The organism is Halomonas sp. THAF12, from assembly GCF_009363675.1.
In the GTDB taxonomy this organism is placed as follows: domain Bacteria; phylum Pseudomonadota; class Gammaproteobacteria; order Pseudomonadales; family Halomonadaceae; genus Halomonas; species Halomonas smyrnensis.
The window spans coordinates 1,904,867-1,916,647 of sequence record NZ_CP045399.1; the positions used below are offsets into that span (position 1 = coordinate 1,904,867).

The 11,781-nt window shown below is 68.2% G+C and carries 10 protein-coding genes; 7 read left to right on the top strand and 3 right to left on the bottom strand.

Annotated features, from left to right (window positions below; translation table 11 throughout):
* Positions 1-3: 3 nt before the first annotated feature.
* The 4 genes from FIU88_RS08850 to yidD all read left to right on the top strand — a co-directional run bounded on the left by FIU88_RS08850 (position 4) and on the right by yidD (position 2,390).
* A complete protein-coding gene (locus FIU88_RS08850; RefSeq protein WP_152478955.1) occupies positions 4-984 on the top strand; it encodes an alpha-L-glutamate ligase-like protein in 981 nt (326 codons plus the stop codon).
* Between the two features lie 137 nt (positions 985-1,121).
* Positions 1,122-1,574, top strand: coding sequence for a Fur family transcriptional regulator (locus FIU88_RS08855; RefSeq protein ID WP_152480176.1), 453 nt, complete (start codon positions 1,122-1,124; stop codon positions 1,572-1,574).
* 14 nt (positions 1,575-1,588) lie between these two features.
* Positions 1,589-2,029, top strand: a complete 441-nt coding sequence (hisI, locus tag FIU88_RS08860) for a phosphoribosyl-AMP cyclohydrolase (RefSeq protein WP_152478956.1) — start codon at positions 1,589-1,591, stop codon at positions 2,027-2,029.
* A 4-nt stretch (positions 2,030-2,033) separates the two neighbouring features.
* Positions 2,034-2,390: a membrane protein insertion efficiency factor YidD gene (yidD, locus tag FIU88_RS08865; RefSeq protein WP_152478957.1), complete on the top strand. Its 357-nt coding sequence runs from the start codon at positions 2,034-2,036 to the stop codon at positions 2,388-2,390.
* A 110-nt stretch (positions 2,391-2,500) separates the two neighbouring features.
* On the opposite strand, the gene FIU88_RS08870 is transcribed toward yidD, so the two are convergent.
* Positions 2,501-2,920, bottom strand: coding sequence for a SufE family protein (locus FIU88_RS08870; RefSeq protein WP_152478958.1), 420 nt, complete (start codon positions 2,918-2,920; stop codon positions 2,501-2,503).
* 28 nt (positions 2,921-2,948) lie between these two features.
* Entirely contained in the window at positions 2,949-4,112 is a 1,164-nt protein-coding gene (locus FIU88_RS08875) for a site-specific integrase (RefSeq protein WP_152480177.1), read from the bottom strand.
* A gap of 370 nt (positions 4,113-4,482) precedes the next feature.
* On the opposite strand from FIU88_RS08875, the gene FIU88_RS08880 reads away from it, so the two are divergent.
* A complete protein-coding gene (locus tag FIU88_RS08880) occupies positions 4,483-5,541 on the top strand; it encodes a DNA-binding protein (RefSeq protein WP_152478959.1) in 1,059 nt (352 codons plus the stop codon).
* Positions 5,542-5,559: 18 nt separating this feature from the next.
* Here FIU88_RS08880 and nfuA read toward each other — a convergent pair whose 3' ends face one another.
* Entirely contained in the window at positions 5,560-6,150 is a 591-nt protein-coding gene (gene nfuA / locus FIU88_RS08885) for a Fe-S biogenesis protein NfuA (protein ID WP_016854929.1), read from the bottom strand.
* 297 nt (positions 6,151-6,447) lie between these two features.
* Between nfuA and metH the strand changes: the two genes are divergently transcribed.
* Complete coding sequence (gene metH / locus FIU88_RS08890; protein ID WP_152478960.1) at positions 6,448-10,149, top strand: methionine synthase; 3,702 nt, start codon at positions 6,448-6,450, stop codon at positions 10,147-10,149.
* 197 nt (positions 10,150-10,346) lie between these two features.
* Positions 10,347-11,675 (top strand): MATE family efflux transporter, encoded by a 1,329-nt coding sequence (locus FIU88_RS08895; protein ID WP_152478961.1) that lies wholly within the window; start codon positions 10,347-10,349, stop codon positions 11,673-11,675.
* The last annotated feature ends 106 nt before the right edge of the window (positions 11,676-11,781 follow it).

The following is an 11,781-nucleotide window of genomic DNA, read 5'->3' on the forward strand; positions in this document are numbered from 1 at the left end:
CGCATGTGGACCTCCCCGGGCAAGCTGCGCGCCAAGGGCATCATCGGCATGAACCAGCGCAACATCCGCTATATCGGCCGCTACAACGACCGGCGGCTGTATCCGCTGGTCGATGACAAGCTCCAGACCAAGCTGCTCGCCCAGCGGTACGACATCACCACGCCGGCGCTGATCGGCACCGTCTCGACCCAGTTCGGCGTCAAGCGCATCCACGAGATGCTGGCCGCCCACGGCGGCTTCGTGATCAAGCCGGCCAAGGGCAGCGGCGGCAAGGGCATCCTGGTCATCGAACAGCGCGACGGCGCGCACTTCGTCAAGCCCAGCGGCGCCCACCTCACCCTGGAGGACGTCGAACGCCACGTGTCGAACATTCTCTCGGGGCTCTATTCGCTGGGTGGCTCACCGGACGTGGCGGTGATCGAGGCGCTGATCGACTTCGACGAATCCTTCGCCGAATACAGCTACGAGGGCGTGCCGGACATCCGCGTGATCGTCTTCCAGGGCTATCCGGTGATGGCCATGATGCGACTGTCGACCGCCGCCTCCGACGGCAAGGCCAACCTGCACCAGGGCGCGGTCGGCGTGGGCATCGACATCGCCAGCGGCACGGCGATCCGCGGCGTGCAGTTCGACCGGGCCCGGCACGACCACCCAGACACCGGCCACGAGCTGGCCAGCCTGCGCATCCCCGGCTGGAAGACGCTGCTCGAACTGGCCGCCAGCTGCTACGAGATGACGGCACTGGGCTACCTCGGCACCGACATGGTGATCGACCGCCAGCACGGGCCGATGCTGCTGGAGCTCAACGCCCGCCCGGGGCTGGCGATCCAGATGGCCAACGGCGAGGGGCTGCGCAAGCGGCTCGACCTCATCGAACGCCAGCCGGAGGGCGTATCGCCCGAGGAGCGCGTGGCCTTCGCCCAGCATCACTTCGCCCGCAGCAGCGAGCTGGAGCGCGTGGCGCAGGAGGCGGCCGAGGCCTGAGGCGGCCGCCCTGCCCGCCTCCTCGCGCGTCGCCGCTCGAAGCCACGCCACCGTCATCGTGGCCACCAACGCCCGGCTGGCTCGGGCCATGCCGGGCGCGTAGAATGTCCCCCTCAATCCTCGACCGCATGGCCCGCATGACCGATTCCAGCGACCTGATACAACAGGCCGAGCGACAGTGCCACCAGCGTGGCGTGCGCTTCACTCCGATTCGCCAGCGGGTGCTGCAGATCATCGCCGACACCCGCGGCGGCCTGAAGGCCTACGAGCTGCTCGACCGCCTCGCCACCGAGCACGCGTCGGCGCGGCCGCCCACCGTGTATCGCGCCCTGGAATTTCTCATCGACCAGGGACTGGTGCACCGCATCGAATCGCTCAACGCCTACGTGGCCTGCCCCTGCCCGGAGCACGCCCACGGCTTCCAGCTCTTGATCTGCCGCGACTGCGGCCGGGTCGAGGAGCTGCACCTCGATGACATCAACGATCGGCTCGGCCAGCGTGCCCGCGAGCTCGGCTTCGTGGTGCATCGCCAGACCATCGAGCTGCTCGGCCAGTGCGAGGCCTGCCGGTCGGCCATCGCGACCTCATGATGCACGGAGCCCCCATGACCGACACCTTCAAGCGCCTGGAAGTCGCGGCACTCGACAGCCGCCGCCCGCTCGGCGAGATCCTCGATGCCATCCGCTTCAATGACGACGGCCTGATTCCTGCCATCGCCCAGCAGCATGACAGCGGCGAGGTGCTGATGATGGCGTGGATGAGCCGCGAGGCGCTGGAAGAAACCCTGGCCACCGGCCGCGTCTGCTACTGGTCGCGCTCCAAGGGCAAGCTGTGGCGCAAGGGCGAGTCCTCCGGCCAGCAGCAGCATCTGCGCAGCGCCACCCTCGACTGCGACGGCGACACCCTGCTGATGCAGGTCGACCAGACCGGCCCGGCCTGTCACAGCGGCCGCCGCAGCTGCTTCTACGTGTCCCTCGAGGGCGACGAGGCACGCATCACCTCGGCGCCGCTGATCGACCCCGAGACCCTCTACGGCAAGCGCTGAAGTCATGACCCCCCTGCTCCACCGCGTCCGGCACCTGGCCGGACGCCTCCTGACCTGGCCCCTGCTGGGCCTGGTCAAGGCCTACCAGCTGATCCTGAGCCCGCTGCTCGGGCCTCGCTGTCGCTACTGGCCGAGCTGCTCCCACTACACGGCGGAGGCGCTGAGGGTCCACGGCCCGATGCGGGGCGGCTGGCTCGGCCTGCGCCGCATCCTGCGCTGCCACCCGGGCGCCGAGGGCGGCATCGACCCGGTCCCGGGCGGCCCGAGCGAGGCGCTGTGCCGGGAAGACCCCGAGCTCGACGAGCATTTCCGTTGTCGCGACGGCGACGAGGCAGCGTCAAACGACGAGGCCCCACGCTAGCCGCAGCAAGCGGGGTGTCCTTGCCTGAACGCAAACCGCCCGCAGGCGATCCATCGTTTATCCACGAGGATCGACGGCGGGCGGTTTTTTCATGCCGCGGCCGGCGCCTGTCAGGCGGCTTCCTGCTCGGCGACGCGATAGATGCGCTCGAGCATGGCGTTCAGGCCGTTGCTGCGCGTCGGCGAGAGATGCTTGTCGAGGCCCAGATCCTTGAGGAAGTGCGGGCTGGTGTCGCGGATGTCCTCCGGGCGGCGGTCGTCGTAGATGCGCATCAGTACGGCGATCAGCCCGGAGACGATGGCGGCGTCGGAGATCGCCTGGAAGCGGAGCCGCTCGCCGTCGCGCTCATGGTGCATCCAGACGTTGGACTGGCAGCCCTGGATCTTCAGTTCCTCGACCTTCCACTCCTCGGGAAAGGTCGGCAGCTGCTTGCCCAGGTCGATGATGTACTGGTAGCGGTCCATCCAGTTGTCAAACATCTCGAACTCGTCGACGAGTTCCTGCTGGGCCTGTTCGGCGGTCGTGGTCATGCAACACTCCTTGAAACGATTGTCGCCATTATAACGGCTGGGCCCCGTCGTCGTCCGCCCCCGACGACAGTCCATGACGCGACTGCTGGCGATGCCACTCGGCGTCCTCGGCGTGCAGGTAGCGGGCGGTGGTGTCGAGCCGCGAATGCCGGGCCGTCTCGGCGAGATAGCGCAGCTCCACGCCGGCCTGGGCCTGGTGCGTGAGCGCGGTATGGCGCAGCCAGTGCGGCGTGGCGCGCCGCAGCAGTGCGATCTCGCGGGCGCTTGCCCGGCCCTGGCGCGCCTCCAGGTCATCCGCGGCCCGGGTGAAGGCCTCGCGCATCAGCCGATAGAGCCGGTTCTCGCCCAGCCCGCGCCGGCCATCGAGTCCTCTCAGCATCGGTGTGATCTCGTCCGGGGCGGGCTCGGGCGCGAGGCCGAGCGCCGTTCGCCATTCCCCGAGCAGGCGCGTCATGTCCGGCGGCACCGGGATGCTGGCCGCCTTGCCGCCCTTCCCTACCGTGTGCCACCACCAGCGCCCCTCGCGGCGAAACACGTCCTGCATCCTGGCCGCCGCCATCTCGCCGATCCGTGGGGCCAGCAGGTAGGCGAAGCCGAACGCGAAGCGGCGGCGCTCGTGCTCGAAGCGCGCCCGCGGCGTCGCATCGTCGTCCGGTGCCTCGTTCAGCCACTGCCATAGCCAGTCCCACAGCGGCTTCTCCAGGTAGCGCTCCACCCTGCCCTGGCGATTGTCCAGCCGGCGGCGCTTGTCGCGCATCAGCCTGAACGGGTTGTGCCCGACCCAGCCCGCCTCCACCAGCCAGGCGAACAGCCCCTGCAGGATCACCAGGCACTGCCGGCGGCTGGCCGGCGACAGCGGGCCGCGAAACGGCCGCCAGCGGGGATCGTGGCGCGGCCGGGTCGGCCCGGCCCAGCGCTCGCGGGGCTGCGGATCGGCCAGGAAGGCCTCGAAGGCGTCCAGATGATCGCGGCGCACCTCGCCGAGTGCGAGCTCCTGCTCGGCCAGCCACAGCAGCAGCCGCTCCGCTTCGCGCCGATAGGCCCGCTGGGTGTTGGGGCTGGCGCGATACTCGCCGAGCCACTGGGCCACCGCCTGGGCATCGCTGGTCGCGACGATAAGGGCGCGGCCGGCGGCCGGAGCCACCGTCGACGGCTCGCCCCGACTCACGACATCGCCCAGCACCTCACCCATCGCCTCGTTCAGCGCCGCCGCCCGAGACATCAGCGCGCCCGGCTTCTCGCTATCCCTTTCCACGGACGTTTACACCTCCCTCGTGGCTGTTGCGTCGAAGCGTGCGGTGGAACAGGCGCCCGACCACCCTTCCCGCCGACTTTCATCCGCATTTTACCCTTTGAATTCCATCGTCTGCTCCACCCGGCCGCAGTATCGACGTTACGCCACAGATAATCAAGATAAGCCGCGTAATCTTGCTTTTATGTCTTTCTTGATAATGTAAATTACGTATTACGTTTAATGTAATTATCTTTATCCCGACGACCGGGACGGGTATAGTGCGAGCTGAAGGCCCCGACGGGCGGACTCACGAGACGAGGAGAACGGCATGGCGCGCAGCGGCGTACGCTTCGAAGACGTGCAGCGGGCGATCGACGAGCTGATGGCCGCCGGGCAGGCGCCCAGCGTGCAGCGGATTCGCGAGACGCTCGGCACCGGCAGCTTCACCACCATCAGCGAGCATCTGCGCGAATGGCGAAAACGCCGCGAGGAGAATCGCGACGTGCCGCCGCCCCGCGGCATGCCGGCGCCGCTGCAGGAGCTCGCTGAATCGCTGTGGCAGCAGGCTCAGGACGCCGCCAACGAGGCGCTGGCCCACTACCGCCGCGAGGCCGACGACAAGGTCGCCGAGGCGCAGCAGGCGGTGGCCGCCGCCGAGCGCCGCGCAGAGGATGCCGAGCAGCGCGAGAGCGCCCTGTCGTCACACCTGACCCGCAGCGAGGAACGCCTCAACGAGCAGACCGCCGAACTCGGTCGCCTGCAGGCCGATCACGACACCCTGCAGGCCGAGGCCACGCGTCAGCGCGAGGTCCGCGGCCGACTGGAAGCGCGGCTGGATGAGCTGCAGGGCGAGCTGGAGCGCCAGGCCCAGGCCCACCGTCAGGCGCAGGAAGAGTTGGAAACCGCGCACCAGGCGCGACTCGGCCAGGAGGAGCAGCGTCACGAGGCCGCCGAGGCACGACTGATGGGGCTGGTCGACGAGGCCCGCCAGGAACGCCAGGCCGCCGAGAAGGCCCATGCTGCGCGTCACGAGCGCCTGGAGAAGCGTCTCGAGGCCGCCAAGACGGAGCAGCAGGCGCTGCAGGACGCGCTGAAGGAAGAAGAGAAGAAGCGGCGCAGCGAGGAGCAGGCGCGGCGCGATGCCGAGGCTGCCCGAGTCAGCCTCGACGAGGAACGCACCCGCCTCGGCGCCCGCCTGGAGGATGCCCAGGCGGCCCTGACCAGCCGCCAGGCCCGCGTGGAAGCGCTGGAGCAGCAGCTCGAGGCGCGGCTGTGGTCATCGCTGGAGAAGATGCAGGCGAGTCAGGACCGGCTCGAGGCCGCGGCCGAAAACGCCTCGGGCCCCGACGATGCGGGGCCCGAGGAGGACACACAGGCCGGCCACTGAGCCGGCCCGGCGGAACGCTTATTGATAGTAGGCGTTGGTGGTGTCGCTGTGGTCGGTCACGTCGCGGATGCCGGCGAGCTCGGGGATTCGCTCGAGCAGGGTCTTCTCGACGCCTTCCTTGAGCGTCAGGTCGACCGCGGCGCAGCCCTGGCAGCCGCCGCCGAAGGCCAGCACCGCCACCTGCTCCTCGGTCAGCTCGACCAGCTTGATCTCGCCGCCGTGGGCCGCGAGGCCCGGATTGATCTCGCTGTAGAGCACGTAGTTGACGCGATCCGCCAGCGGGCTGTCCTCGTTGACCTTGGGCATCTTGGCGTTGGGCGCCTTGATGGTCAGCTGGCCGCCCATGCGGTCGGCGTTGAAGTCGACCACCGCTTCCTCGAGGAAGGCGATGCTGTTCTTGTCGAGGTAGACGATGATCTTGTCGAGCTCCAGACGCTCGTCGGTCAGCTCTTCCTCACCGGGGCGGCAGTACGCCAGGCAGGTCTCGGCATAGGGCGTGCCCGGCTGGGTGATGAAGATGCGCACGGCGATCCCTTCGACGTTCTGCTTGGCCAGCAGCTCGGCAAGGTAATCCTGGGCGCTGTCGGTGATCTGAATGCTCTCGCTCATTGCTCTCTCGCTGGTCGAGCCCGGCACGGTCGGGCCGGGATGAGGGTCTGCCACTATGGTAAGCGACTGCCCGAACCCTGACAATCCCGACCGCCGCGCTGGGTTTTACGCCCGCCGGCTGCATGAAACCCGGTCACGCACGACATGAACGACGCTCGCGTCGCGCCCCTGCCGCGGGACCCCGGCTTTTGCTAAGATGCGACGTTTGTCCGGCCTCGCGACGGACGCCATACGACACAATATCATCGCGCCGTTGTCGCGCCCCGACGCCCTTATCGCTGGAGATAGACTCGACCCATGGCCGCCGTTCCGACTCCTCTCACCGCTTCGCTGACCGACAGCCTTCGCCGCCGCATCCTGATGCTCGACGGAGGCATGGGGACCATGCTGCAGAATGCCGCGCTGTCGGAGGAAGAGTTCCGCGGGGAGCGCTTCGCCGACTGGCCCACCGACCTCAAGGGCAACAATGATCTGCTGGCGCTGACCTGCCCGGATCTGGTGACGCGCATCCATCGCGACTACCTGGAAGCCGGCGCCGACATCGTCGAGACCAACACCTTCAACAGCACCCGCCTGTCCCAGGCCGACTACGGCATGGAAGCGCTGGTGGCCGAGCTCAACCGCGAGTCGGCGCGCCTGGCCCGCGCGGTCTGCGACGCCGTGGCCGAGGAAACCGGCGTGCCGCGCTTTGTCGCCGGCGTGCTGGGACCGACCTCGCGCACCGCCTCGCTGTCGCCGGACGTCAACGACCCGGCCAAGCGCAACGTCACCTTCGATCAGCTGCGCGAGAACTATCGCGAGGCCGCCGAGGCGCTGATCGAGGGCGGCAGCGACCTGATCCTGATCGAGACCATCTTCGACACTCTCAACGCCAAGGCCGCCATCTACGCCCTGGAAGAGCTGTTCGAGGATCGCGGCGAACGCCTGCCGGTGATGATCTCCGGCACCATCACCGACGCCTCCGGCCGCACGCTCTCGGGCCAGACCACCGAGGCGTTCTGGAACTCGGTCCGCCACGCCAAGCCGATCTCGGTGGGCCTGAACTGCGCGCTGGGGGCCGAGGAGCTGCGCCCCTATTTGCAGGAGCTCTCCGACAAGGCCGACACCTTCGTCTCGGCGCACCCCAACGCCGGCCTGCCCAACGAGTTCGGCGAGTACGACCAGACGCCGGAGGAGATGGCCGCCATCGTCGGCGATTTCGCCGAGAGCGGCCTGGTCAACATCATCGGCGGCTGCTGCGGCTCCACGCCGGAGCACATCGCCGCCATCCATCGGGCGATTCGGGACCTGCCTCCGCGCGAGGTGCCCGAGCGCGCGCTGGCCTGCCGGCTGTCCGGCCTCGAGCCGTTCAACATCGCCCACGACTCGCTGTTCGTGAACGTCGGCGAGCGCACCAACGTGACCGGCTCGGCGCGTTTCAAGCGCCTGATCAAGGAAGAGGACTACACCACCGCCCTGGAGGTGGCCCTGGAGCAGGTCGAGAACGGCGCCCAGGTCATCGACGTCAACATGGACGAGGGCATGCTGGAATCCGAGGAGGCCATGGTGCGCTTCCTCAACCTGATCGCCGGCGAGCCCGACATCGCCCGGGTGCCGATCATGGTCGACTCTTCCAAGTGGGAGATCGTCGAGGCCGGCCTCAAGTGCATCCAGGGCAAGGCGGTGGTCAACTCGATCTCGCTGAAGGAAGGCGAGGAGATCTTCCGCGAGCAGGCCACCCGCTGCATGCGTTACGGCGCCGCCATCGTGGTGATGGCCTTCGACGAGGAAGGCCAGGCCGACACCTTCGCGCGCAAGACCGAGATCTGCCAGCGCGCCTATCGCCTGCTGGTCGACGAGATCGGCTTCCCCGCCGAAGACATCATCTTCGACCCCAACATCTTCGCCATCGCCACCGGCATCGAGGAGCACGACAACTACGCCGTCGACTTCATCGAGGCCACCCGCTGGATTCGCGAGCACCTGCCCCACGCCATGGTCTCCGGCGGGGTGTCGAACGTGTCGTTCTCGTTCCGCGGCAACAATCCGGTGCGCGAGGCGATCCACTCGGTGTTCCTCTACCACGCCATCCGCGCCGGGCTGACCATGGGCATCGTCAACGCCGGCCAGCTGGCGGTCTACGACGACCTGCCCGAGGCGCTGCGCGAGGCGGTCGAGGACGTGGTGCTCAACCGCCGCAGCGACAGCACCGAGCGCCTCCTAGAGATCGCCGACGAGTACAAGGGCGACGGCTCCGGCGGCGCCAAGAAGGAAGACCTCGAGTGGCGCAACGAGGAGGTCGAGAAGCGCATCGAGCATGCCCTGGTCAAGGGCATCACCGCCTACATCGAGGAAGACACCGAGCTCGCCCGCCAGCGTGCCACGCGCCCGATCGAGGTGATCGAGGGGCCGCTGATGGACGGCATGAACGTGGTCGGCGACCTGTTCGGCGCCGGCAAGATGTTCCTGCCCCAGGTGGTCAAGTCGGCGCGGGTCATGAAGCAGGCGGTGGCCTACCTGCTGCCTTACATCGAGGCGGAAAAGAGCGAGGATACTCAAACCAAGGGCAAGATCGTCATGGCCACGGTCAAGGGCGACGTCCATGACATCGGCAAGAACATCGTCGGCGTGGTCCTGCAGTGCAACAACTACGAGGTCATCGACCTCGGCGTGATGGTGCCGGCGGAGAAGATCCTGCAGACGGCGAAGGAAGAGAACGCCGACATCATCGGCCTCTCCGGCCTGATCACGCCGTCGCTGGACGAGATGGTCCACGTGGCCAAGGAGATGCAGCGCCAGGGCTTCGACACCCCGCTGCTGATCGGTGGCGCCACCACCTCCAAGGCCCACACCGCGGTCAAGATCGAGCCGGGCTACGAGCATCCGGTGATCTACGTCACCGACGCCTCTCGGGCCGTGGGCGTGGCCGGCAAGCTGCTCTCCCCGGCGCTCAAGCCCGAGTACGTGGCCGAGATCCGCGCCGAATACGAGGCCGTGCGCGAGCGCAACGCCAAGCGTCGGCCCAAGGCGGCGGATCTGTCCTACGCCGAGGCCCGTGCGCGCAAGCCGGTCCTCGACTGGGACGGCTACACGCCGCCGGCGCCGGGCTTCACCGGCCTCAAGGTGTTCGAGGACTACGATCTCAACGAGCTGGTCGAGCGCATCGACTGGACGCCGTTCTTCATGAGCTGGGAGCTGGCCGGCAAGTACCCGAAGATCCTCGACGACGAGGTGGTCGGCGAGGCGGCGCGCAGCCTGTTCGCCGACGCCCAGGCGATGCTTCGCAAGCTGATCGACGAGGGGCTGGTCCAGGCCCGCGGCGTGATCGGCCAGTGGCCGGCCAACGTCGTCGATGACGACGTCATCGAGGTCTACGCCGACGAGTCGCGCAGCGAGGTGATCGAGCGGCTGCACCACATCCGCCAGCAGACCACCAAGAACCGCGAGGGCGTCTGCTACAGCCTGGCCGACTTCATCGCGCCGAAGGAGGCCGGCAAGCCGGACTGGATCGGCGGCTTCGCCGTCACCACCGGCCACGGCGTCGAGGAGCTCGCCAACCGCTACAAGGCCGCCGGCGACGACTACAACGCCATCATGGTCCAGGCGCTGGCCGACCGCCTCGCCGAGGCCTTCGCCGAAAGCATGCACGAGCGGGTGCGCAAGGAGTTCTGGGGCTACGCCGCCGACGAGACCCTCGACAACGAGGCGCTGATCGCCGAGAAGTACCAGGGCATCCGCCCGGCGCCGGGCTATCCGGCCTGCCCCGATCACACCGAGAAGGCCACCCTGTTCCGGCTGCTCGAGGCCGAGGCCAACGCCGGCCTCGAGCTCACCGACAGCTTCGCCATGTGGCCCGCCGCCGCGGTGTCCGGCTGGTACTTCGCCCACCCGCAGTCGAAGTACTTCTCGACCGGCAAGATCACCCGCGATCAGGTCGAGGCGCTGGCCAGCCGCAAGGGCATGGCGCTGGCCGAGATGGAGCGCTGGCTGTCGCCGGTGCTCTCCTACGACCCGAGCTGATGGTCGTCTCGCTCGTCCCGGGCCCGCTCAGCGGGCCCGGTTTCGTCATTGCTGGAAGTCGGCATGCTGCCTGAATCCTCTCGTCGTCAGACCATCCACCGCCTCGCCCTACCGATCCATGGAGGCCGGCATGCTGCCTGAGACCTCCGGACGCCAGACCATCCTGCGCCTCGCCCTGCCGATCCATGGAGGCCGGCATGCTGCCTGAGACCTCCAGACGCCAGACCATTTTGCGCCTCGCCCTGCCGATCATCGGCGGCATGCTCACCCAGAGCCTGCTCAACCTCGTCGATGCCGCCCTGGTGGGCTCGCTCGGCGAGGTGCCGCTGGCCGCGGTGGGCATCGGCGGCTATGCCATCTTCCTGATCACCGCCGTGGTCTTCGGGCTGTCGTCCGCGGTGCAGGCCCAGGCGGCGCGCCGTCACGGCGAGCAGGACTGGGGACGCTGTGCCGTGGCGCTCAATGCGGGGCTCGTCATCGCCCTGGCCGTGGCCGGCCCGCTGACCCTGGTGTGCCTGTGGCAGGCGCCGGCGCTGCTGGCGCTGATCAACCAGGACCCGGCGGTGAACGCCGAGGCGGCCGGCTACTTCCAGTGGCGCGTCGCCTCGCTGGTGCCGGTGGCGATGATCTTCTGCTTTCGCGGCTACTGGAACGGCATCCAGCAGACCGGCCTCTACCTGCGCATCATCCTGGCCATGCACCTGATCAACGTGGTGGCGAGCGTGGGGCTGATCTTCGGCCTGGCCGGCCTGCCCGCCATGGGCAGCGCCGGCGCCGGCGCCGGCACCACCCTGTCGCTGTTCGCCGGGCTCGGCCTGTGGGCCTGGCATAGCCTGCGTCACGCCCGGGCGAACGGCTTCCTGACGCAGCGCCCCTGCGCCGGCACCTTCGCCACCACGCTGCGCCTGACCGTGCCGCATTCCTTCCAGCAGATCTGGTTCGCCGCCGGCTACGCGGTGCTGTTCTGGATCCTGGGGCGGATCGACACCGCCAGCGTGGCGGTCGGGCACGTGCTGGTGAACCTGTCGCTGCTGCTGATCCTGCCCGGCGTGGGGCTGGGCATGGCGGCGATGAGCCTGGTCGGCGAGTCGCTGGGGCGTCACGACCATCGCGACGCCCATCGCTGGGGCTGGGACGTGGTGCGCCTGGCCTTTCCCTGCCTGGCGCTGATCGCCCTGCCGATGGTGCTGCTGCCCGATCTCGTGCTGGGGCTGTTCCTGCACGACGCGGCGCTGATCGCGCTCGGACGCTTGCCGCTGCAGCTCACGGCGGCCATGATCGTGCTCGACGCCGCGGCCCTGGTGTTCGCTCAGGCGCTGCTCGGCGCCGGTGCCCAGCGTACGGTGATGACCCTCACCCTGACGCTACAATGGATGGTATTCCTGCCGCTGGCCTGGTGGGTCGGCGTGCATCAGGAGGCCGGGCTGCTCGGTATCTGGTGGGTCCAGCTCGGCTATCGCTGCCTCAACTCCCTCGGTTTCATGCTGATCTGGCAGCGCCGAGGCTGGCAGCGGTTGGCGGTATGAGCGAAAAGGGTCGACGAACAGGCCCTGTGCTCATTCCGTTTCGAATATAAACTATGAAGATTTATTCTTTTATAGAATAATTGCGACCCGTTAAGGTAGTCGCCAA

Excerpts from the sequence above, each read along its gene's own strand:
- FIU88_RS08850 (WP_152478955.1), top strand. The coding sequence starts at position 4 with ATGTGGACCTCCCCGGGCAAGCTGCGCGCCAAGGGCATCATCGGCATG.
- FIU88_RS08855 (WP_152480176.1), top strand. The coding sequence starts at position 1,122 with ATGACCGATTCCAGCGACCTGATACAACAGGCCGAGCGACAGTGCCAC.
- hisI (WP_152478956.1), top strand. The coding sequence starts at position 1,589 with ATGACCGACACCTTCAAGCGCCTGGAAGTCGCGGCACTCGACAGCCGC.
- yidD (WP_152478957.1), top strand. The coding sequence starts at position 2,034 with ATGACCCCCCTGCTCCACCGCGTCCGGCACCTGGCCGGACGCCTCCTG.
- FIU88_RS08870 (WP_152478958.1), bottom strand. The coding sequence starts at position 2,920 with ATGACCACGACCGCCGAACAGGCCCAGCAGGAACTCGTCGACGAGTTC.
- FIU88_RS08875 (WP_152480177.1), bottom strand. The coding sequence starts at position 4,112 with ATGGGTGAGGTGCTGGGCGATGTCGTGAGTCGGGGCGAGCCGTCGACG.
- FIU88_RS08880 (WP_152478959.1), top strand. The coding sequence starts at position 4,483 with ATGGCGCGCAGCGGCGTACGCTTCGAAGACGTGCAGCGGGCGATCGAC.
- nfuA (WP_016854929.1), bottom strand. The coding sequence starts at position 6,150 with ATGAGCGAGAGCATTCAGATCACCGACAGCGCCCAGGATTACCTTGCC.
- metH (WP_152478960.1), top strand. The coding sequence starts at position 6,448 with ATGGCCGCCGTTCCGACTCCTCTCACCGCTTCGCTGACCGACAGCCTT.
- FIU88_RS08895 (WP_152478961.1), top strand. The coding sequence starts at position 10,347 with ATGCTGCCTGAGACCTCCAGACGCCAGACCATTTTGCGCCTCGCCCTG.